At 66.4% G+C, this 20,171-nt stretch carries 20 protein-coding genes; 5 read left to right on the top strand and 15 right to left on the bottom strand.

From position 1 onward, the window contains the following. Positions 1 to 38 precede the first annotated feature (38 nt). From GEM_RS17675 to GEM_RS17665, 3 genes are all read left to right on the top strand, one after another. A complete protein-coding gene (locus GEM_RS17675; RefSeq protein ID WP_014898731.1) occupies positions 39 to 428 on the top strand; it encodes a lysozyme inhibitor LprI family protein in 390 nt (129 codons plus the stop codon). Positions 429 to 506: 78 nt separating this feature from the next. Beyond that, a complete protein-coding gene (locus GEM_RS17670; protein WP_014898730.1) occupies positions 507 to 1,034 on the top strand; it encodes a GNAT family N-acetyltransferase in 528 nt (175 codons plus the stop codon). Positions 1,035 to 1,179: 145 nt separating this feature from the next. Further along, entirely contained in the window at positions 1,180 to 1,668 is a 489-nt protein-coding gene (locus tag GEM_RS17665; protein WP_014898729.1) for a hypothetical protein, read from the top strand. A gap of 66 nt (positions 1,669 to 1,734) precedes the next feature. Here the strand turns inward: GEM_RS17665 and GEM_RS17660 are convergent, their stop codons facing one another. The 15 genes from GEM_RS17660 to GEM_RS17595 form a co-directional block, all read right to left on the bottom strand. Then, positions 1,735 to 3,081: a glutamine synthetase family protein gene (locus tag GEM_RS17660; RefSeq protein WP_014898728.1), complete on the bottom strand. Its 1,347-nt coding sequence runs from the start codon at positions 3,079 to 3,081 to the stop codon at positions 1,735 to 1,737. A 156-nt stretch (positions 3,082 to 3,237) separates the two neighbouring features. Next, entirely contained in the window at positions 3,238 to 3,795 is a 558-nt protein-coding gene (locus GEM_RS17655; protein WP_014898727.1) for a helix-turn-helix domain-containing protein, read from the bottom strand. A 16-nt stretch (positions 3,796 to 3,811) separates the two neighbouring features. Further along, entirely contained in the window at positions 3,812 to 5,101 is a 1,290-nt protein-coding gene (locus GEM_RS17650) for an NAD(P)/FAD-dependent oxidoreductase (protein WP_014898726.1), read from the bottom strand. A 139-nt stretch (positions 5,102 to 5,240) separates the two neighbouring features. Continuing rightward, entirely contained in the window at positions 5,241 to 5,450 is a 210-nt protein-coding gene (locus GEM_RS31350; protein WP_148283858.1) for a hypothetical protein, read from the bottom strand. 179 nt (positions 5,451 to 5,629) lie between these two features. Beyond that, positions 5,630 to 8,077: a glucose/quinate/shikimate family membrane-bound PQQ-dependent dehydrogenase gene (locus GEM_RS17645; RefSeq protein WP_014898725.1), complete on the bottom strand. Its 2,448-nt coding sequence runs from the start codon at positions 8,075 to 8,077 to the stop codon at positions 5,630 to 5,632. A gap of 160 nt (positions 8,078 to 8,237) precedes the next feature. Then, positions 8,238 to 8,615, bottom strand: a complete 378-nt coding sequence (locus GEM_RS17640; protein ID WP_014898724.1) for a porin — start codon at positions 8,613 to 8,615, stop codon at positions 8,238 to 8,240. A gap of 68 nt (positions 8,616 to 8,683) precedes the next feature. Beyond that, positions 8,684 to 9,382 (bottom strand): PqiC family protein, encoded by a 699-nt coding sequence (locus GEM_RS17635; protein ID WP_014898723.1) that lies wholly within the window; start codon positions 9,380 to 9,382, stop codon positions 8,684 to 8,686. Then, positions 9,379 to 11,019, bottom strand: a complete 1,641-nt coding sequence (locus GEM_RS17630) for an intermembrane transport protein PqiB (protein ID WP_014898722.1) — start codon at positions 11,017 to 11,019, stop codon at positions 9,379 to 9,381. Before GEM_RS17630 ends, GEM_RS17635 begins: the two co-directional genes overlap by 4 nt. Next, the gene (locus tag GEM_RS17625; protein ID WP_014898721.1) at positions 11,012 to 11,653 is read right to left on the bottom strand and encodes a paraquat-inducible protein A; all 642 of its coding nucleotides are present in this window, start codon (positions 11,651 to 11,653) and stop codon (positions 11,012 to 11,014) included. The genes GEM_RS17630 and GEM_RS17625 overlap by 8 nt, the downstream gene beginning before the upstream one ends. Beyond that, on the bottom strand, positions 11,650 to 12,291 hold the full coding sequence (locus GEM_RS17620) for a paraquat-inducible protein A (protein ID WP_014898720.1): 642 nt from the start codon (positions 12,289 to 12,291) through the stop codon (positions 11,650 to 11,652). Before GEM_RS17620 ends, GEM_RS17625 begins: the two co-directional genes overlap by 4 nt. A gap of 97 nt (positions 12,292 to 12,388) precedes the next feature. After that, the gene (locus GEM_RS17615) at positions 12,389 to 12,850 is read right to left on the bottom strand and encodes a MarR family winged helix-turn-helix transcriptional regulator (protein WP_014898719.1); all 462 of its coding nucleotides are present in this window, start codon (positions 12,848 to 12,850) and stop codon (positions 12,389 to 12,391) included. A gap of 8 nt (positions 12,851 to 12,858) precedes the next feature. Further along, the gene (locus GEM_RS17610; protein ID WP_014898718.1) at positions 12,859 to 14,343 is read right to left on the bottom strand and encodes an MdtP family multidrug efflux transporter outer membrane subunit; all 1,485 of its coding nucleotides are present in this window, start codon (positions 14,341 to 14,343) and stop codon (positions 12,859 to 12,861) included. Continuing rightward, positions 14,340 to 16,436 (bottom strand): multidrug efflux transporter permease subunit MdtO, encoded by a 2,097-nt coding sequence (gene mdtO / locus GEM_RS17605; protein ID WP_014898717.1) that lies wholly within the window; start codon positions 16,434 to 16,436, stop codon positions 14,340 to 14,342. Before mdtO ends, GEM_RS17610 begins: the two co-directional genes overlap by 4 nt. Before the next feature lie 7 nt (positions 16,437 to 16,443). Then, complete coding sequence (mdtN, locus tag GEM_RS17600) at positions 16,444 to 17,499, bottom strand: multidrug transporter subunit MdtN (protein WP_014898716.1); 1,056 nt, start codon at positions 17,497 to 17,499, stop codon at positions 16,444 to 16,446. A 14-nt stretch (positions 17,500 to 17,513) separates the two neighbouring features. After that, complete coding sequence (locus GEM_RS17595; RefSeq protein ID WP_148283857.1) at positions 17,514 to 17,819, bottom strand: YtcA family lipoprotein; 306 nt, start codon at positions 17,817 to 17,819, stop codon at positions 17,514 to 17,516. A 579-nt stretch (positions 17,820 to 18,398) separates the two neighbouring features. On the opposite strand from GEM_RS17595, the gene GEM_RS17590 reads away from it, so the two are divergent. Together GEM_RS17590 and GEM_RS17585 are read left to right on the top strand one after the other, a co-directional pair. After that, positions 18,399 to 19,640: a PucR family transcriptional regulator gene (locus GEM_RS17590; RefSeq protein WP_014898714.1), complete on the top strand. Its 1,242-nt coding sequence runs from the start codon at positions 18,399 to 18,401 to the stop codon at positions 19,638 to 19,640. Positions 19,641 to 19,791: 151 nt separating this feature from the next. Next, positions 19,792 to 20,163: a two pore domain potassium channel family protein gene (locus tag GEM_RS17585; RefSeq protein WP_272148430.1), complete on the top strand. Its 372-nt coding sequence runs from the start codon at positions 19,792 to 19,794 to the stop codon at positions 20,161 to 20,163. Positions 20,164 to 20,171 lie beyond the last annotated feature (8 nt).

Here is a 20,171-nt window from a genome sequence, read left to right as displayed (position 1 = left end):
CTGGTTTCAACGGTTTTCACCCAGTGAGGAGCACCATGATGATGAAGAAGAATCTGCTCGTATCCTGCGCGCTGCTTGCGCTTGCCGTTCCGTTCGCCGCGCACGCGGCCGGCTGCGGGAAACCGCGCAGTGCGTTCGACCAGGTGTACTGCAGCAGCAACCAGTTCTCGCAGCTCGACCGCGAACTGAACGACGAGTACGGCCGCGTGCGCAAGCAACTGAGCGGCGACCAGCAGGCGAAACTGAAGACGGGCCAGCTCGCGTGGATGAAGCAGCGCGACGACCGCTGCAGCGAAACGCGCGACGACGGCTATCTCGTGAACCTGCAGTGCGCGATCGACTTCACGCAATCGCGCCTGTCGTTCCTGCGCGAACGCGAGCGCGAATGCTCGAGCACCGGTTGCGTGACGGCGAAGCTCGGGGAGTAAGCGCTTCCCGGGTGCCGTGTCGTGAATCGCTGCGCGGCGCGGCACCCGCTGCCCTGCAATAGATCAGGTGGGATCCCCATGGCACCGAATACGACGACGATCGACATCCGCGCCACCACGCCCGCCGACGCCGCGACCATCGCCGAGATCCACGTCGCATCGTGGCAGGCAACCTACCCAGGCATCATGCCTGCGCCGTTCCTCGCCGGTCTGTCGGTCGAACAGCGCACCGCCGCCTGGCGCGACGTGCTCGACGCTGGACGGCCGCGGGTCGCGCTCGCGTTCACGGAAGGCGAGCCGCGAGGCTGGGTTGCCTATGGTCCGACACGCGACACCGACAAGGACTCGACCTGGGGCGAAATCGAAGCGATCTACCTGCATCCGTCGCATTGCGGCCAAGGAATCGGCGCGGCGCTGGTCAACCATGCGTGCCGTGCGCTGCATGACGCAGGGCATGTCCGGGTGTCGCTGTGGGTGCTCGTCGAGAATCGTCGTGCGAAGGCATTCTATGAACGCGAGGGCTTTGTCGTCGAGCGCGACGTCAAGACGTTCGAGATCGACGGCGCGCCAATCGAAGAGGTTCGCTATTGGCGTACGCTTCTTTAGCTTGAATCCTCCCGTGCCATCCCTCCCCTGACGCCCCGTCACACCTTCGGCCCATTTCCCGCCGGGTTTGCCGCCGATATCGTGCTCGTGTCCACTCGCAACGCGGACCCATCCAGACCGATCGACATCGAACCGGAGGCACATCATGCAATACGCATATCGCGGTGAAGACAACGCCCACGCGGGCAAACCCGGCCGCACGCCGGCGGACGTCAAGGCAGCAGGCGGCTTCACGCCGTGGCAGGCCAAGACCGTCGACGACGCAAGAAGCAACCTCGTGAAGCTCGTCACGACCGGCACGCTCGCGCAGCAAGCGCAAAGCTGGTGCATGTTCAAGAACAAGGAGAATGGCTGGTTCTTCAGCACCGGCACGGACGCGCAAACGGCCTACGACAACTACGACTTCTTCTATCGTCTCGCGATCGACGGCCTGAAGAAAGTCGACTGGAGCGTGATGAAGGCCGACGTCAAGGGCATCAGCCTCTATCTGAACGGGACATCGCTCGACGACTCGACGCTGATCGCCGTCGTCTGGTCCGTGCGCCCGACGGAACTGTTGATCATGACGCCGGTCCCGACATCGTCCATCGACGTGAACGACGGCGACCGGTGGAATCCGCTGACCGCCTGGTGAGTGCCTTCGATCGCAACGACCCATGCCGGTTGCGCGTGACCCGCAGCGGGGTCACGCGTCGCGCCGTCACAGAAACCACCGATACTCCCGCGCGCCGATCTCGTTGCGGAAATCCAGCTCCTCCTGCCGCTTGTTCTCGCAATACACCATCACGAACTCGCTGCCGAGCCCGTCACGCACGGCCGCGTGATCCTGCATCGCCGCGACGGCCGACAGCATCTCCTTCGGGAAATCGATCCCGCTGCCGCGATCGTCGTTGAGCGGCGCGATCGGCGCGATCCGTGCGTCGAGCCCGTGCTCCATCCCGGTGAGAATCGCCGCGAGCACCAGGTACGGATTGGCGTCCGCGCTCGCCAGCCGATGCTCGATGCGCAGGTTGCGCGCATCCGATTCCGGAATCCGGATGCACGCGTCGCGATCCTCGAAGCCCCAGCTTGCCCGGCTCGCCGCGTTCACCATCGAGCCATAACGCCGGAACGCATTGTGATTCGGCGCGAACACCGGCATGCAATGCGGCAGCAGCGCGAGGCAGCCGGCCACCGCATGCCGCAGCGGCCGCTGCTCGTCGGCGGCGAGCAGGTTGCGCCCCGCGTCGTCATACAGGCTCACGTGCACATGCATCCCGCTGCCCGGTGCGTGCAGGTACGGCTTGCCCATGAAGCTCGCGCGATAGCCGTGCTGCAACGCGACACCGCGCGTGCTGCGGCAGAACAGCGCCGACCAGTCGGCCGCGCGCAATGCATCGTCGGTATGGCCGAAGTTGATTTCGAACTGGCCGGGTCCGAGCTCGGCCGTGATCACCGTCGCGTCGACGCCCTGCTCGCACGCGGCCTCGACCATCTCGTGCAGCACCTCGGAAAACCGCGACAGCCGCTCGATGTGCATGTTCGGCTGGTCGTCGCGGTCGTCGCTCAAGCGATCGCGCGGATACTGCGGCATCCCGTCCGCGAGCTGTGCGGCGAACAGGTAGAACTCGAGCTCGAACGCGACGACCGGCCGGATGCCGCGCGCCGCGAAGCGTCGCAGCACGCGCGCGAGCACTTCGCGCGGCTCGAACTCGATCGGCGCGTCCGTGCCGTCGGAGCTGATCAGCATCTGCGCGAGCGGCTGCCGTTCCCAGCGCACCGGCTTCAGCGTGCCGGGAATCAGGCGGCGCGGCACATCGGGGTCGCCGTCGTTGAAGCAGTAGTCGCCGATCTTGTAGAGGCCGCCCTGCGTGCCGAGCAGCACGCAGTTCTGCGGCAGCTTCAGCAGCGAGCCCGACGCGACCTTCTCGAGCGCGTCGATCGGATAGCGCTTGCCGTAGAAGTGGCCGGGCAGGTCGAGACAGATCAGGTCGACATAACCGATCTCGGGATGCGCCTGCCGGAATGCGCGGATTTCATCGACCAGCACGGGAACGACGTCAGCCATGTCTCTTCCTTTCCATGTCTTGTATGGCGGTGCCGCAGCGCGGCGAACCGGATTCATCGGCATGCGGCAACGTCGCCTGCGCGATGTCCATCAGTACTGCAAACCAGCAGCGCGGCGCGACAGCGCGACAGCCCGTCAAGCCGCCCCGCCGACAACTCAGGTGAACACCCAGATCACGCGCGTCGGTGTGTCACTCAGGTTCGCGTAACGAAACCGCTGGTGCGCGGGCAACTGAAACGCGTCGTTCGGGCCGAGCGTGACGGGCGTGTCGTCGCCGTCGATCCAGATCGTCAGCTCGCCTTCGAGCACGAAGCCGCCCTGCTCGTCGCTGTCGTCGACGGAGCGCTCGCCGCTGCTCGCGCCGGGCGCGAGATGGCTTTCGAGGATCGAGAAGCGCGAACGCATGTTCGGCGACACGAGGATGTCCGTGATGCCGGCCGCGTAATACACGGTGCGCCGCTCGTCGGGCCGCGTGACCCACGGCACGCTGCGCGGCTTGCTGAGGCTGTAGAAATACGTGGTCGGCACGCCGAGCGCCTCGCCGATCGCGGTGAGATCGGCGACCGTCGGGCGCGACAGCCCGCGCTCGACCTGCGACAAAAAGCCGACCGAGCGGCCGATCCGTTCCGCCAGATCGTTGAGCGTGACCTTGCGATGCTTGCGCAGGTCGCGGATCAGGATCGCCAGACTTTCTATCTCTTCCTGTTCGTTCATGGTGGATTCCGGTGCGTCAGACGGTATCGCGCAAACGGTACCAGGCCTTGCCGATCGCTTCCAGCGGCGCGGCGAGGCGGTCACCGCCAGGGAAGCGCGGGTTGCGGATGCGCTGGTACTGCGCGAGCAGGCGATCGTCGCCGAGCACGGCATCGGCGACCGCGCGCGCACCGGCGAGCGTCGGCAGCACGCCGTGCCCCGAGAAGCCCTGCAGCCAGAAACGCTGGCCGCGGCGGCCGATGTCCGGCGTGCGGCGCATGCTGATGTCGATGTGACCGCCCCACACGTAGTCGAGCGGCACGCCGCCCAGTTGCGGGAACACGCGTTCGAGGTGCGGGCGTGTCGCGGCCGCGATGTCGGCCGGTATGCCGCCGAGATAGGTGCAGCCGCCGCCGAACAGCAGGCGGTTGTCAGGGCTCAGGCGGAAGTAGTCGGGCACGAACTGGTTGTCGATCACGCAGCTGTTCTGCGGCAACAGCGCGCGCGCGACGTCCGGCGCGAGCGGCGCGGTCGCGACCTGGTAGGTGCCGACCGGCAGCAAGCGGCGCGACAGGTCGGGATCGAGCCGGTCGACGTAAGCGTTGCACGCGAGCACCAGCACGTCCGCACGCACCTCGCCGTGCGCGGTGCGCGCGACATGGCCGCCGGCCGCCTCGCGACAATCGAGCACGCGGCTCTGCTCGAAGATGCGGCCACCGGCCCGTTCGATCGTCTGCGCGAGACCGAGCGCGAGCTTCAGCGGATTCAGGTGCCCGGCCTCGGGATCGTAGAGCGCGGCGAGATAGCGCGCGCTGCCGATCCATTCGGGCATCTCGTCCTGCCCGATCACGCGCAGCCGGTCGTAGCCCCAGCGCTCGGCCGCTTCGTCGCGGGCCTGCGCGAGCATCGCGACGCGGCGCGGCCGCACCGCCGCCCACAGGCTGCCGGGCCGGTAGTCGATGTCGAAGCCGTGCCGCGCGGGCAGTTCGCGCACTTCGGCCGCGGCCCAGCGCATGCTGTCCCACAGCTCGCGCGCGCCGTCGCGGCCAAGCGAATCCTCGAGCGGCTGCATGTCGCACGACCAGCCGAGCAGCGCCTGTCCGCCGTTGCGGCCCGATGCGGCCCACGCGACGCGGCTCGCTTCGAGCACGACCACACGCTTGCCCGCGAGCGCGAGGCGCAACGCCGTATGCAGTCCGCTGAAGCCGGCGCCGACGACCAGCACGTCGGCGTCGATACGTTCATCCAGTTCGGGACGATGCGGGATCGGCGCCGGATAGGTGCCGGCGTAGTAGCTTGCGACGTGACGGTCGGACTGCACGAACATGCGGACTCCCGTGAAATTTTCGCCGGTGAATTTCATGAAAAATTAGCACGGCAATTTCACGGAAGCAAGGGGGGGCGATTCGGCGTGAAGTCTCGCGAACTAAGAGCTTCTGGAGTCCGGTGAATTAAAGTTGCGCGCTTTACGAGCAATTTCGGCTGGATTTAACAATTGGCAGCAATCGCGCCACTTCGAGCCCGGCGGCGAATACACGCCCGAGCAGATCGCCGAGCATTGCATTGCGACGCTCACAGGCGGCTTGTTGCTGCGCCCGGTGGTCGCAGACAAATGACCCGATGATTGGGTCCGGGTCGTCAGGCTGATCGGGTTCGACGGCGGCCACACCGAACATGCATCGGATTACTCGCCTCGTTCCCGTCATCGCTGCGGTTCATGGCGTCGCTTTGGCAAAAGAGTCGCCAAAAATCAGGCAAAAAAAACGGCATGCCAGGCATGCCGTTTCGGGGATCGGACCGTGCGCCGCGAGGCTCGATACCTCTGTCCGGCGCTCGGTGCGAACAGCAACGCGTTTTAGTTCGGCAGCGCGTAAGCGATCACGTAATCGCCGAGCTTCGTGCCGAAGGAGCCGTGGCCGCCTGCGGCGATCACGACGTACTGCTTGCCGTTGATCGAGTAGCTCATCGGCGTGGCCTGGCCGCCTGCCGGCAGGCGGGCTTCCCAGAGTTGCTTGCCGTTGTTCACGTCGAACGCGCGGATGTAGTTGTCCGCCGTTGCGCCGATGAACGCCACACCACCGGCCGTGATCATCGGGCCGCCCAGCATCGGCATCCCCATCTTGAACGGCAGCGGGATCGGCGAGCTGTCACGCACCGTGCCGATACGCTTCTTCCAGACGATCTCGTTGGTCTTCAGATCGATACCGGCGATGTAGCCCCATGCCGGTTGCTTGCAGGGCAGGCCAAGCGGCGAGAGGAACGGGTTCAGCGTCACGCCAAACGGCACGCCGTACTGCGGCTGGATACCCGACTCCGTACCGCTCCCCTTGGCACCCGATGCCGGTTCGATCGGGTTGCCCGGACCGCGTGGGATCAGACGCGACACGAACGGCAGCGCAATCGGGTTGGCGATGGCGATCTGACGATCGGTGTCGAGCGCAATGCCGCCCCACTCGAACATGCCCAGGTTGCCCGGGAACACCAGCGTGCCTTGCAGCGACGGCGGCGTGAAGGTGCCTTCATACCGCAGCTTGTGGAACATCACGCGGCAGACCAACTGATCGTACATCGTCGCGCCCCACATGTCCTTGTCCGTGAGCAGGTTCTTCGGACGGAACGTGAGTTCGGAGAACGGCTGCGTCGGCGAGGTACGGTCGCCAGGCGCGGCGCCTTGCGGCACCGGCCGTTCCGGAGCCGGCACGACGGTTTCGCCAGTGCGGCGGTCGAGCACGAACAGGTTGCCGGTCTTGGCCGGCCCGTACACGACCGGCACGGTCTTGCCGTCCTTGGTCGTGATGTCGGCAAGCGTCGGCTGCGACGGCATGTCCATGTCCCACAGATCATGGTGAGCGGTCTGGTAGAACCAGGCCAGCTTGCCCGTCGAGGCGTGCAGCGCGAGCAGGCCGCTTGCATATCGCTCCATCTCCGGCGTACGGTCGCCGCCCCAAATGTCCGGCGTGCGCACGCCCATCGGCAGATAGACGATATCGAGCTTCGCGTCGTAGGCGGCGGGCGCCCATGAGTTCGGCGAGTTCCAGGTGTAGTGCTCGCCCGGGCCCGGGATATGGTTCGGGTCACTCGCGCCCGGATCGAACGCCCACAGGAGCTGGCCCGTGCGCACGTCGTAACCACGGATCACGCCCGACGGTTCACGGGTCGAGAAGTTGTCTTCCACCGCGCCCGCAACGACGATCACCTTGCTGGTGACAACCGGCGGCGAAGTTGGCTCGTACATACCCGGCGTGGTGATCGGCATGGCGTGCTGGAGATCGAGGTCGCCATTGCTGCCGAAGCCCGCGCAGCGCTCGCCTGTCAGTGCGTCGAGCGCGTACAGGTGGCCGTCGTTGACCGGCAGGTAGATACGGCGCGAGCACGCCCCCGTAGCCGATACGGCAGCGTCGCTTGCCGGTGCGGCGGCCTGCGGCGCCGAAGCAGCAGCGTCACTAGCCGGAGCAGCCGTTGCCGATACATCAGCGCTCGCCGTCAGATCGACATACGACACGCCGCGGCAAGTCACGTGCTGGAACGACGGATCGGTCTTGAGCTTCGGATCGAAGGTCCACTTAAGCGCGCCGCTCTGCGCGTCGAGCGCGAAGAGCTTCTGGTGCGGCGAGCACAGGTAGAGCAGATTGCCGATCTTGATAGGCGTGACTTCGTCGGTGATTTCACCCGGATCGCTCGGGCCTTTCATGTCGTTCGTGCGGAACGTCCAGGCCACCTGCAGGTTCTTCACGTTATCCCGCGTGATCTGCTGCAGCGGCGCGTAGCGCGTGCCTTCCTGAGTGCGGCCGTACGCGGGCCAGTCCGAGGCGTCAATGCCGTTGGCGTTCGCGGCGGGCGAACCGACAGACGAAGCCATCGTGCCATTGACCGTCTGCGGATCGTTGAAGCAGGCGTATACGAGCACACCCGCCCAGATCACGAGCGCGCCGACAAGCGACTGCACGCCGAGCTTGCGCGGCACTTCGAGACGCCAGCTCACGAGCAGCAGCAACCACACGCCGAACACGACGAGCACCCCCGAGCGCGGCGCGAGCGCCCAGAAGTCGGGACCCGACTCCCACAGCGACCAGATGGCAGTGCCCACGAGCACGAGCGCGTAGAGCACGAGCGCAGTGGGACTGCGGCGATACAGCAGCCACGTGACTGCCAGCAGCACGACGCCGGTCACGACGTAATACGCCGAACCACCGAGCGAGAGCAGGTACGCGCCGCCTATCAGCAGAAAGAGCGACGTAAGCGCGATAAATAGTAGCGTTACGACGCCGATGAACCCCGGCGATGATTCTCTTGATCTGGTCATGATGATCTCAACCTTCTTTTGAGGACGGCGCCAGCATCGCTTGCCACTCGATGCCTGTGGCGAGGCTCGCCCGCGCGAACACCGGCGAGTCGTCCAGCCACTGCGCTATGCCCGCAGTGGCCGGCTGTGCGGAAAACGCTCCGCGAAATGGCCTGTTGCTTTAGAAGACGTGAATCATCCCGACATACGCGCCGGTTTGCCCTTCGCCCATGTTCGGACGGGTCGGCGAGCTGGAATCGCGAGCCGTCGCAAACACCGGGAAGTTGCCGTTCTTGCTGTTGCCCACGTGAGCGACCGTGCCGCACAAGAAGGTGCACGTGGTCAGATTATAGGTGGTACCGAGTGCGTAGAGCATTGCGTGGCTACCCGGATCGTGCGAAGCGTCGTCGCTGCCTTCGTCGACATGGATGTAGAAGACCGCGGCCGTCACGGCCCAGCGCGGCGTCACCCGACCGCAAAATGGGAAGAACTCTGAACAAACAGGCGCCTGGTCACGTAAGCAAAGCAGGCGAGCGAGATGCTGTGTACCCACTGCCATCCCGGATCTACCTCAAATGATCGAGATACCCAATTCGACCATGAGCGTCCAATACTCGGCGAACGGACTCACTGTCGTACATCGGGACACGGTACAGTCGAAGCCAGTGATATTTTCGCTGCCTTGGATTGTCCCGACGCGGTCGCTTTCACGAATTGGGTACGCAATCCTTCCATCGCCTCGACACCTCCAGTGATCTGGTGCGCCAGTTCAGCAAGTGCGCGCCGGTGGCCGACCACGAGCGCGTCGTAGCCATCGGCGACCGGTTCGGCGACGCTCGTGCGGCACGTCATCACCGCCTGCGTGCCGAGCACGCGCACGCTCCACACCGCATCGATCGCCGCGCGCTTGGCCGGCCACGACTCGAAGCGCTGCACGTTCACGCTGATGCGATAGACGGGCACGCCGGCCGGATACGCGGAATTCGCAACGTCGATCGTGCCGAGCTGCGCGGCGAGATCGTCCGACAGCGCGCGGCGAATCTCGTCGGCGGGCGGCGCGGCCCAGCGTTCCTGCTCGAGCACGTCGACCTGCGCGGCGTTCTTCTGCACAACGAGCTGATTCTTCGCGACCTGATCGGGCACACCGACGGACGGCACCTCGATCAGGAACGATGGATTCGCGGGCGCGGTACGCACGGGCGCCGCGGCGTCGGCCGGGCTCAGCGTATAGAACCGCGCAGGCGGCGAGCTGCACGCGGCGAGCGCGAGCGCAGCGAAGACTGCTGCCGCGCCGCTCGCGAGGATGTTCACGCGTGTCGTCGTCATGGTTGATCTCCTGGCTTGCCCTTGAGCAGCGATTCGGGGTGCCGCTCCAGATAATCGGCGAGCATATTGAGTGACTGCAACGTGTGCGTCAGCTCCTTCAGCGCGCCGCGCACGTCGGACTGCAGCGGCGAATCCTGCTGCAGTGTGGCCTCCGCGGCCGAGAACGTCTGCTTCGCCGCCGACAACGTATCGCGCGCCTGCGGCGCCACCTGCGTGTCGAGCTGCCTGAACAGCTTGTCGGCATTCCCGAGCGCGCTGTTCAGGTTCGCACCGATCTGGTCGAACGGCACCTTATCGAGCTTCTTCGCGATGTCGGCGACCTGCATCTGCAGCTCGTCGAGCGTGTTCGCCACGGTCGGCAGCTCAACAGTCTCATGACTGACATCGACCTTCACGGCGGGCGCCGTCGGGAAGAAATCGAGCGCGACGTAGAGCTGGTTCGTCAACAGGTTGCCGGTGCGCAACTGCCCGCGCAGCCCGTGCTCGACGAGTCGCTGCAGGATCTGTCGGCGCTCCGGTTCGCCCTTGCTGCGAATCGCGTCCCGGAAGCTCTTGCCGAGGCGCTCCGGATACAAGTTCATCATTACCGGCATCTTGAAGCTCTTCGCCTTCGCGTCGTAGTCGATGCCGATGTTCGTGACTTCGCCGAGCACGATACCGCGGAAGTCGACCGGCGCGCCCACCGCGAGCCCGCGCAGGGACTGGTTGAAGTTCATCACGATCTGCAGCGGTTGGCCGTCCGGATCGCGCATCGCCTGCCCTTCGTCCGACGCGAGCTGGAATACCGTGCCATGCGCAGCCACGCCCCCGGGCGGTTGATCGACCGGAGACTGGAACGCGATGCCGCCGAGAATCACTGTGGCGAGCGACTGCGTATTGAGTTTGAGGCCGCTCGAATCGAGACGCAGATCGACGCCGCTCGCCTGCCACCAGCGCGAATTCTCATGCACGTACTGGTCGTACGGCGCGTTGACGAACACCGTGAACGTGACACCCGTGCCGAGCCTGTCCAGCGAGAAGCCGACCACCTGCCCGACCTGCACGCGCCGGTAGTAGACGGGCGAGCCGATATCGACCGAGCCAAGCGAATCGCCGCGCAGCGTGTACTGCGTACCGCGCTGATCGCCGGTCACGGCAGGCGGCGTTTCAAGGCCGGTGAACGCGCGCTCGTCGTCCTTCGAACGTCCCGCGTCGACGCCGATGTATGCGCCCGACAGTAGCGTGCCGAGCCCCGATACGCCGGTCGCGCCGATGCGCGGTCGTACGACCCAGAACCGCGCCCCTTTCACCGCGAAATCTTCCGCCTCCTTCTTGAGCCGGACGTCGACCAGCACATGAGACAGATCCTTCGCGAGCCGGATCGCGTCAACCGTGCCGACCTCGACATCCTTGTACTTCACCTGCGTCTTGCCGGGCTCGAGTCCTTCGGCGTTGGCGAAGCTGATCGTGATTTCCGGGCCGCGTTCGCGCACCGACTTGACGACGAGACCGAGGCCGATCAGCGCGGCAATCAGCGGCACGAGCCACACGAGCGACGGCAGCCAACCGGCGCGCTTCGCGATCACCGGATCGGCAATGGACGGTGGTTGACCGGCACCTGCGTTCGAATCGCGTTGCGGGCCTTGCGGACTATTCATGGTGAGTTCCAGAGGTTTCGACGGGATCCCAGATCAGACGGGGATCGAACTGCAACGACGCGAGTATCGTCAGGATCACGACCGAGCCGAACGCCAGCGCACCGGGGCCGGCAGTGATGACGGCGAGCGACCGGAAATGCACGAGCGCAACGGTCAGCGTGACCACGAAGATGTCGAGCATCGACCAGCGGCCGATGTGTTCGACGACCCGATAGAGCGTGGTGCGCTGCATCGGCCGCCAGGCCGACCGGCACTGGGCGGTGATGACGAGGATCAGCAGCACGCAGAGCTTGAGCATCGGCACGAGAATGCTGGCGACGAACACGACCACCGCGAGCGGCCAGTCGCCCGACACCCAGAAATAGACGACACCGCTCATGATCGTGTCCGACTGCGAGCCGACGATCGACGACGTGCGCATCATCGGCAGCAGGTTGGCCGGGATATACAGGATCACGGCCGCGAGCAGGAATGCCCAGGTGCGAGCGAGACTGTTCGGGAACCGCACGTGCAGCGCGGTGCCGCAGCGCGTGCAATGCGTCGGCGCAGCATCCCGATCGGCGGCGAGCGGCTGAACCTGGCCGCAGACGTGGCAGCTCGCCATCCCCTCGCGGGCGGCGGTCGTCGTCTTCATCGGATCGTCGCCTCGTCGTCGGCGGCGCGATCGCCGCGCAGTGCGTCGGCCAGATCCCACAACGCGCGCGGCTCGAACATCACGACGACGCTCAGCATCAACGTAAGCGCCGCAAATGCGAACAGCGCCGCTTCCGGCACCACCCGCGCGAGGCTCACCATCTTCACGATCGTGACGAGGATGCCGAGCATGAACACCTCGATCATGCCCCACGGACGCACGAGGCCGATCGCGCGCAGCACCAAGCCGAAACCGGGCGGAATGCGGCCGGCGCGCAGCGGCAGCATCACGTAGAGCAGCGCCGCCATCTCGGCGAGCGGAAACAGCAGCGTCGCGCAGAACACCATCACGGCGACGAGGCCCATGCCTTGATCCCATAGCGCCCGCACCGCGCCCAACAGCGTCGTCTGCACGTGCATGCCGTTCACGTTCATCTCGAGGATCGGAAATCCCTGCGCAATCACGAACGTGATCAGCGCGGCGAGCGTAAGCGCACAGACGCGGTCGAGCTGCGGGGCGCCGCCTCGATACAGTAGTTCGTTGCAGCGTGGACAGCGCGCGTGGGTGTGGCCGGCGAGCGGCAACTTGCGCAGCAGCGTGTCGCAGGCAGGACAGGCAATCAACGCGGTGCGGGCCATGCGGCGGCACTCGTCAGGCGGGGTTGGGTGGCCGGGCCGGGGATCGACGCTGCATGCCTCGAAGCCGGCCGGCATGACACGGCGGCGGCGTAACGGTTCATCGATCGATCTCGCCGACAATGCGCTGGAGAAACCGCTTGAGAAACGTCCGCTCCTCAACCGACAGTCGGCTGAGCACGATCCGCTCGGCTTCCTCGACGACGGCCGGCACGCGCTCCGCGATCTGCCGCCCCCTCGCCGTGAGCGACAGGTCCAGCGCACGCCGGTCCAGATCGTTGCGGCGCCGCACGATCAACCCGCGACGTTCGAGGTCCTGCGCAAGGCGCGTGAGGCGGCTCGTGCCGCAACCGAGCAATTTCGCGAGCGCCTGACAGGACATCGTGTCGCAGCGTGCGAGCTGAACGAGCGCACTGCCCTGCGAGTACTGCACGCCGAGCGCCGCCTGCATGCGCTGGTTCAGCACCTGCCGGACCGCCAACTGGACGCCCAGCATCGTGCGAAAGCCGTCCGCCTCGCGCGGCACGTCGTCAAAGCGTGGCCCCACGGACTGAATCGACATGGCTTGCCTCACCGCGGCTTCAGCGTCACCGGCGCATCCGACCGGTAACCGCCGCCCAGCGCCTTGGTCAACGCGATGTCCTGGCCGATGCGGCGGCCGTCGAGATCGAGCAGCGCGACCTGCTCCACGATCACGGCCTGCTTCGCTTCGACCGCGCTCAGCCGGCTGCCCATCCCGCTGCGGTAATGGGCGTCGGCGCTGTCATGCGCGAACGTCACGGCCTGGATCTTCTGCGTCTGCAGCTTTGCTTCCGCGTCGAGGTCCTGCAGCTGGCTGCCCGTCGTCGCGACGTCGCGCACGGCATTCAGGACCGACTGGTTGTACTGCAGGATCAGCAGGTTACTCGCGCTGCGTGCGTTGCCGAGGTTGGCGTTGAGCCGCCCGCCGTCGAACACCGGCAGGGTCAGGCCGGGCACGAGGTTGATCTGCTGGCTCGCATGCGTGAACAGGTCGCCCAGATGCAGCGCGTTGACGCCGAAGAACGCCTTGATGTCGAAACTCGGATAGAACGCAGCCTTGGCCGCGTCGATCTTGTCGAACGACGCTTCTACGTACCAGCGCATCGCCTGCAGATCCGGGCGCCGCGCGAGCAGTTCGTACGACAGCGTCGGCGGCAACGCCGACGGCGGTTGCGGCAACGGCACGGGCCGGATCTCGGGCAGATCCGTCGGCCCGGCGCCAAGCAGCGCGCGCAGCGCCTCGCGAAACTGCACGACCCGCCCGCGGGCGGCGACGAGCTGCCGCTCCGTCGCAAGCTTCTGCGCGCGGGCGAGTTCCGTCTGGGTCTGCGGTTCGAGCCCGCGCGCCGCGCGCGCGGCATGCGCATCCATCGAGAACACGGCCACGTCGTGCAACCGTTCCAGCAGGTCGATGAGGCGATAGGTCGTCTGGATACCGTAGTAAAGCTGCACGACATCGGCGGACACTTCCAGCTCGATCGCCGACGTCTCGACCACCCGTGCGTTGTGCACGCCCAGCGCCGCCGCCACCTGCGCGCGCTGCTTGCCCCAGATGTCGACATCGAGACTCGCGCCCAGGCCGACGATGCCTTCCGTGTACCACGGCCCGGTCGCGCCCAGCAGCGGCTGATTGCCGGAATAGGCGCCCAGGAAGCCGTTGCCCGACACGCGCTCGCGATCCACCGAGCCAAGCGCGCTCACCTGCAGGTTGGTCCCCGCTTTCACGAGGTCGACGTCGGATTTGGCCTGCGACACGCGCGTACGCGCGATCCCCATGGTCGGCGCATCCGCGAGCGCCCGGTCGACCAGCGCGTCGAGCTGCGGATCGCCGTAGCGGGTCCACCAGCGGGCCGACGGCCAGCCGTCCTGCGCCAGGTGAATGTCGTCGGCGACGCGAACGCGCTCGGGATCGAGCGTCGCCACCGGCTTGGTGTCGTGACGAATCAGCGCGCAGGCGGACAGCCCGCACAGCAGCGCGGCGACGGCAATGCGGCGCAACGACGAACAGGAAGGTCGAATCAGCGAATCGGTCATGCTTGCGAAGCTCGGGAAGGCAATACAGAAGCGACAGGTTCCGGCGCCCAGGCGGGCAGCCCCTCTACCTGGCCGGCGAGCTGGCCGGCGCGGGCCAGCAGCCGGTCGTAGGCGGACTGCGACGCATCGTCCGGCCGGGCGGACAAATCCGCCGCGCAGCGATCCGACAGCGCCGCGATGGACGCACGCGACGGTGCATCGATCGCCAGCGGGTGCTCGACCAGCGCGTCGGCATAACGGTCGAGCGCGCCGGCCAGTTCGGCCTGAAGCGCGGCCGCCGCGGCGGCGACGTCGTGCGGCGCGCGCTGCGCGTCCCGCTCCGCGCCGAACGCATCGGTCGCCAGCAGGATTTCCCGCATGCGGGCCAGCAGCGCCTGCATGCGCAAGGTCAGGCTTTCCTGTTCGCCGTCGGCCATCTGCCAGCCCGGTTCGAGCGCGACGCGCGCCGCCATCGCCTCGCTGTCGCCCAGCTCGGCCCACAGCCCGACCGGCACCGGCCCGCTCGCATCGGAGCGAAGCTGCGTGCCGATCCGGCGCAGCAGCTTCGCCGCGCGCTGGCGCAGCGCCTCGCCCTCGGCCTCGGGCCACAGCAACGCGTGAACGACCGCCGACACGGCGACACCCAGCAGGATCCCGATCATCCGGTCGCGGATTTCGGTGAGATTCGTGGTCGGCCCGAAATGCTCGAGTACGGCCAGCGAGAACGTAAACATGATCTGCGTGCCCGCATAGCTGATGCGCTCCGACCCAGCGGATACCCACGCGGACAGCGCGATCACCGGCAGCGCCATCATCAGCAAGCCGACGATGCCGTCGAGCCGCGGCATGACCCAGACGACCATCGCGAGCGCCAGCACGCTGCCGACCGCCGCGCCGCCGATCCGCAGCACCGCGCGCTGCGCCGACGCGCCGAGGCTCGGTTGCGCGACGATCAGACAGGTCAGCATCATCGTGTGGATGCCCTGCCAGTCGGTCGCGATGTAGAAGACGTAGCTGCACATGGCCGCCATCAGCGTCTTCAGCGCGAACTGCGCGTAGACCGGATTGGTGGCGGCATCCGGCACCAGCATCCGCTCCTTTTCGGCCCTGGACTGAACCGCCGGCGGCGCCGCCGACCGATCCGAGAATGTCAGCAACGCGTCGCGCATTTCCGCCAGCGCGCCCGGCAAGCCGTCCGCCGCCAACCCGACCAGTGCCGCAGGCGCGACGAAGCGCGCGTCCGCTCCGACCGCGTCGGCCAGATGCCGGACCGCTTCGCGCAGCACCGCCAGCGCGCCGGCCGCCGATCCGTCGGCGGAGGCCGGCAGATGGCCGGCTGCCGCGTACAGGCGCGACACCGTCGCCACGCGGGCGAGATGCAATGCCTGGCTCGCGCGATAGGCGGGATCGCGCATCGTCGCGAAGCGGAGCAGCTTCTGCAGCGTCAGCGCGCCGACCTGGATGGCGCGCGCCGTCGGGCCGCCCGCCGCCGGCGCGCGCCGTTCGAGCGCGGCCAGACTCGCGTCCACGGCATCCAATTGTGCGCACAGGGCCGCACGAAGCTGGCGCACCGGCTCCGCCGGCAGGAACAGCGTATTGATCACGAGCGTCACCGCGATCGCATAGTTGACCGCGACCCACACCCACAGCACCGCGCGCACCAGCAGTTCAGCCTGATCGGTCCGGTCGACGAAGGTCTGCGAGTAGATGACGACGATGGCGACGATGAAGAACACCACGCCGATCCTGGCCACCCGCATCATGTAGACGCTGAAGAAGAACAGCACGCAGGCCAGCAGGATCCGCAACAGCGGATAGTCGTAGGTGAACTTGAACACGAGGATCGAGCTGCCGACGGCGAGCGTCGACCCGACGACGAACAGCACGCCGATCAGGCGCGTCACCACCACGTTCGCCTGCGTCACGAAGAACACCACGATCAGCGACACCGCCAGCAGCGGCACCTGCAACGCCATCGACGCGACGATCACGAGCGCACTGGCGAGCACGCAACGCAGCATCACGTTCATGCGCCCCGGGTACGGGCGAATCTCGCCGCCGACGAAGCCCGCGAAGCGCTGCAGACGGCTCGGCGCGAATGGCGCGGTACTCATGGCGCGCTTACCGGGCCGCATCGTGCGCGACGGCGTCGCGCCTGAGCGTCGCGACCGCCGAGGTCCCGACCCGGAACAGGTCGGGATCCGGGTTGCGCACCGCGATCTTGACCGGGAAGCGCTGCGAGACATGCACCCAGTTGACGCTGCGCGCCACGCGCGGCAGTCCTTCCAGCACCACGCCGCCGTCGTCGGGCAGTACGCCGTAGCTGAGCGAATCGATCGTGCCGGCGAAACGCTTGCCGATGTCGCTCGTCAGATAGACGGTCGCCGGTATCCCCGCGCGCACGCCTTTCAGGTCGGTTTCGCGGAAATTCGCGATCACGTACCAGTGGCGCGTATCGATCAGCGTGAAGACCGGCTTGAGCGCCGACGCGAACTGGCCGACCGTCGTGCGCAACGCGGCGACGCGTCCGTCGAACGGCGCGCGCACCTCCGTGTACTCGAGATTCAGTTCGGCGATCGCGATCTGCGCCTCGACTTCCGCGCGCTGCGCGACCAGCGCGTCCACGCCGCTCACCGCCGCGGACGCCTGCTGCGCCTGCAGCATCGCCGCGTTCAGTTCGGCCTGCGCCGCGCGCTGCGCAGTGCGGGCCCGGTCGACGTCCTCCGCCGACGTGTAACCCGGCGCGAGCAGCGGCTCCATCCGGTGCAGCGTGTCGGCGGCCTGCGCGGCCTGCGCGCGCGAGCGCTCGACCGCGGCCTTCACGGAATCGGCGTTGTACTGCTGCGCATTGACCGTGCGCTGGGTGAGTCCGATCTGCTTGTCGAGCGTGACCAGCCGCGCACGCGCCTGGTTCAGCGCGTCCTGGTACGGCCGCGGATCGATCCGGAACAGCAGGTCGCCCTGCTTCACCGGCTGGTTGTCACGCACCGGCATCTCGACGATCTTGCCGTTGACTTCCGGCACGACGTTGATCGTGTCGGCGTAGACGTATGCGTCGTCGGTCGTCGGCGACCGGTCGAGACGCCACACGACGACGCCGAGCAGCACCAGCGCGGCGATCACGATGAGCCAGGCAGGCAGGGACTTGTTGCGCGATGCGCCGGAAACGTCGGACATAACGGTACGCGGAATCAGTGGGGGAAGAAGAGCAGCCAGACGGCCAGCGCGAGCGCCGTGGCGAGCGCGGGATAGCTGATCGCCAGCGGCGCGAGCAGCGCGCGCTTGCCGCGCTTGCCCAGCACGACGTGAACGATCGCGGTCCCCAGCACGCCGGCGACGATGCAGAACAGCCAGTCGGGAAAGGCCGCACCGAACACGGCGACCGACGGTGCGGTCGCGCATCCTGCAAGCAACAGGCTGGCCGCAATCGAAACGAAACTCAGGGCGGTGGACGGGCGCATCGGCAAATGACTCACGGCAACGGACGAAAGCGGCATGACGGCATGCCGCAAGATTGATTCGGCAATCGAACGAACACGATGGGAGGAGGCCGAGACGCCCGGACTGGAAACCGGGCACCCTGTCTTCTGCCTCCGGGCTGGGAATGCGGATCGAGCCGGGCCGGCGCAGTACGCGACCCGGCTGCCGATACTACCCGCGGCACGATTGCGATAAAACCGTGAAACAAACTATTGGGCTTGTGTGTTTTCACAAAATTGTGAAAACACACAACGCCGGTTGGTCATCGTCACAATCGTGCGAGCGGAAACCGGCGCACGTCGCATTTCGACAAAACTCCGATGTCTATATTCATATTGACTGTGCGTACTGCTATTTATTATAAGAACGGACTTCCGAACTCGTGGATTCAGCAACGATGGTGATGTTCGACGCACTTTCCCCATACGCCGTCGGTCCGCTTCCACGACATCGGTTCATCTCCCCTTCCCCGCGATCGGCATTGCGCCGCCGTTCCGCTTGCAATTAACTCGGCAGCACGGCCGCCGCCGGACGTACCATTCAGGTACCCGCAGCGCTGTCCGATCGCGAGAAGCCTTCGCCAGGAGCGAAATCGTATGACCACCGTCATTCCCGATCTGTCGCCGGCCATGCGGCAGTGGATTGCCAGCGTCACCGAGAACAACACCGCATTCGTCGATCGCGTGTACAAGGCGCTGCTGGTCATCAAACCTTATGCGGACCTCGATTCGACGACCCAGCTCGACATTCGCCAATCGATCGCGCTGTCGTCGCGGCTCTGGCTCGACAGCCTCGTGTCGGGCCGGATGCCGTCGGAGGATGCACTCGAGGGCTTTCGTACGTACGGGCGCCGGCGCGTCTACCAGGGCGTTCCGCTGGAGTCGCTGCTGCGCGCATTCCGGCTCGGGTCGCGGGAATTGTGGTGCTTCTATATCGGGCTCGCCAAGGACGACAACGCGCTGCGCGACGAACTGCTGTTCCGGATCTCGCCGTACCTGATGGAGTTCTTCGACATCATGTCGCAGGAGATCGCCCAGACCTTCCTGGAGGAGCAGTACAAGCAGGCGCGCTGGCGGGAATCGCTGCGCTACCAGCTGCACGGCATCATCTTCAACTTTCCCGACGATACCGACGAGTTCAACAAGACGGCCGCGGCGCTGCGCCTCGACGTATCGGTGCCACGCGTCGCGCTGGCCATCGACATTGCGTCGATCGACAGCAATTCGGCCACCTTCAAGAGCGAGCTCGACCGCATCGTCGCGGCGGCGGCCCGCCGCCTGAGACTGCCCGTCGACGATATCTTCGACGTCTGGTTTCGCGGGCAACTGCTCATGTGGATTCCCGTCCGGCGCGGCGAGACGGCGAGGACGAGCGATCTGCAGATGGTCCGACAGATCGCGTCGATCGCGACGGCCGCGCCGGAAGTCAGGGCCATAGGCGTCGGCCTGCCGGGCGCAGGCGCGGCGGGCTGGGCGGAGTCTGCGAGCGAAGCCGGCCGGGCGCTCAATTTCGGTCGCGGCCACCTCGAGGAAGAGCGCGTGCGGCTGTATGCCGAAATCGCGGTCGAGGAAAGCATCCGCGGCACGAAGCGCGCGCTGACCTACCTGACTTCGCTGGCCGAGCAGCTCGCCGGTGAACCCGATCTGCTCGACACGCTGCGGACCTACTTCGAGCAGTTGCAGCGACGCAAGGCGACTGCGAGCGTACTGGGCATCCATCCCAACACGCTCAACTACCGCCTGGAGCGGATCGAGAACATGCTCGGCGCCCGCCTGGACGACGCGGGCTGGATCTCGAAGCTCGACATCGCGCTCAAGCTGCGCAGCGCGCTCGAATGACGCCGGCCGGCACGCAGTCGACCCGATTTCCCCCCACCCTCGCGAGCATCCCATCATCATGGAAAGCTGGACGATCGGCGTGCTTCTCGGCATGGCCAACATTCTGATTCATGCGGTAGCCATGGTTCTTCTGGCCGTCGGTGCACGACGCATGCGATCCGCGCTCGACATGCAGAGCGACACCATTCACGCGCAACTGCGCAAGCTGGTCGGCATCATCGCATTCATCTGCATCGCGCTCGGCACGCTGCATACGCTGGAGGCGGCTCTGTGGGCCGTCGTGTTCGTGCAGCGCCACGCGCTCGGCTCGTTCGGCGACGCCCTGTTCTTCTCGATCGACACGATGGCGACCCGCGGCGCGTCGGGTCTCGCGCTGACGGAACAATGGCGCATGCTCGGCGCGATCGAGTCGTCCGTCGGCGTGCTGCTGTTCGGCATGTCCACCGCGTTCATCTTCGCCGTCATCCAGGCCGACTTCGCGGCGATCACGCATTCGCTGCATCGCCCGTCCACTTCCCGATAGCGCTGCCG

Origin of the sequence: Burkholderia cepacia GG4 (genome assembly GCF_000292915.1) — a bacterium.
Taxonomy (GTDB): Bacteria; Pseudomonadota; Gammaproteobacteria; order Burkholderiales; family Burkholderiaceae; genus Burkholderia; species Burkholderia cepacia_D.
This window is presented reverse-complemented; position numbering and strand designations above follow the sequence as displayed.

Bases quoted from the DNA above. Each gene is read 5' to 3' on its own strand.
- GEM_RS31350 (WP_148283858.1), bottom strand. From the start codon at position 5,450: ATGTTCGGTGTGGCCGCCGTCGAACCCGATCAGCCTGACGACCCGGAC.
- mdtO (WP_014898717.1), bottom strand. From the start codon at position 16,436: ATGAGTACCGCGCCATTCGCGCCGAGCCGTCTGCAGCGCTTCGCGGGC.
- GEM_RS17625 (WP_014898721.1), bottom strand. From the start codon at position 11,653: ATGAAGACGACGACCGCCGCCCGCGAGGGGATGGCGAGCTGCCACGTC.
- GEM_RS17610 (WP_014898718.1), bottom strand. From the start codon at position 14,343: ATGACCGATTCGCTGATTCGACCTTCCTGTTCGTCGTTGCGCCGCATT.
- GEM_RS17585 (WP_272148430.1), top strand. From the start codon at position 19,792: ATGCGATCCGCGCTCGACATGCAGAGCGACACCATTCACGCGCAACTG.
- GEM_RS17675 (WP_014898731.1), top strand. From the start codon at position 39: ATGATGAAGAAGAATCTGCTCGTATCCTGCGCGCTGCTTGCGCTTGCC.
- GEM_RS17655 (WP_014898727.1), bottom strand. From the start codon at position 3,795: ATGAACGAACAGGAAGAGATAGAAAGTCTGGCGATCCTGATCCGCGAC.
- GEM_RS17650 (WP_014898726.1), bottom strand. From the start codon at position 5,101: ATGTTCGTGCAGTCCGACCGTCACGTCGCAAGCTACTACGCCGGCACC.
- GEM_RS17635 (WP_014898723.1), bottom strand. From the start codon at position 9,382: ATGACGACGACACGCGTGAACATCCTCGCGAGCGGCGCGGCAGCAGTC.
- GEM_RS17645 (WP_014898725.1), bottom strand. From the start codon at position 8,077: ATGACCAGATCAAGAGAATCATCGCCGGGGTTCATCGGCGTCGTAACG.
- GEM_RS17670 (WP_014898730.1), top strand. From the start codon at position 507: ATGGCACCGAATACGACGACGATCGACATCCGCGCCACCACGCCCGCC.
- GEM_RS17665 (WP_014898729.1), top strand. From the start codon at position 1,180: ATGCAATACGCATATCGCGGTGAAGACAACGCCCACGCGGGCAAACCC.
- GEM_RS17615 (WP_014898719.1), bottom strand. From the start codon at position 12,850: ATGTCGATTCAGTCCGTGGGGCCACGCTTTGACGACGTGCCGCGCGAG.
- GEM_RS17620 (WP_014898720.1), bottom strand. From the start codon at position 12,291: ATGGCCCGCACCGCGTTGATTGCCTGTCCTGCCTGCGACACGCTGCTG.
- GEM_RS17640 (WP_014898724.1), bottom strand. From the start codon at position 8,615: ATGGCAGTGGGTACACAGCATCTCGCTCGCCTGCTTTGCTTACGTGAC.
- GEM_RS17660 (WP_014898728.1), bottom strand. From the start codon at position 3,081: ATGGCTGACGTCGTTCCCGTGCTGGTCGATGAAATCCGCGCATTCCGG.
- GEM_RS17630 (WP_014898722.1), bottom strand. From the start codon at position 11,019: ATGAATAGTCCGCAAGGCCCGCAACGCGATTCGAACGCAGGTGCCGGT.
- GEM_RS17590 (WP_014898714.1), top strand. From the start codon at position 18,399: ATGACCACCGTCATTCCCGATCTGTCGCCGGCCATGCGGCAGTGGATT.
- GEM_RS17595 (WP_148283857.1), bottom strand. From the start codon at position 17,819: ATGCCGCTTTCGTCCGTTGCCGTGAGTCATTTGCCGATGCGCCCGTCC.
- mdtN (WP_014898716.1), bottom strand. From the start codon at position 17,499: ATGTCCGACGTTTCCGGCGCATCGCGCAACAAGTCCCTGCCTGCCTGG.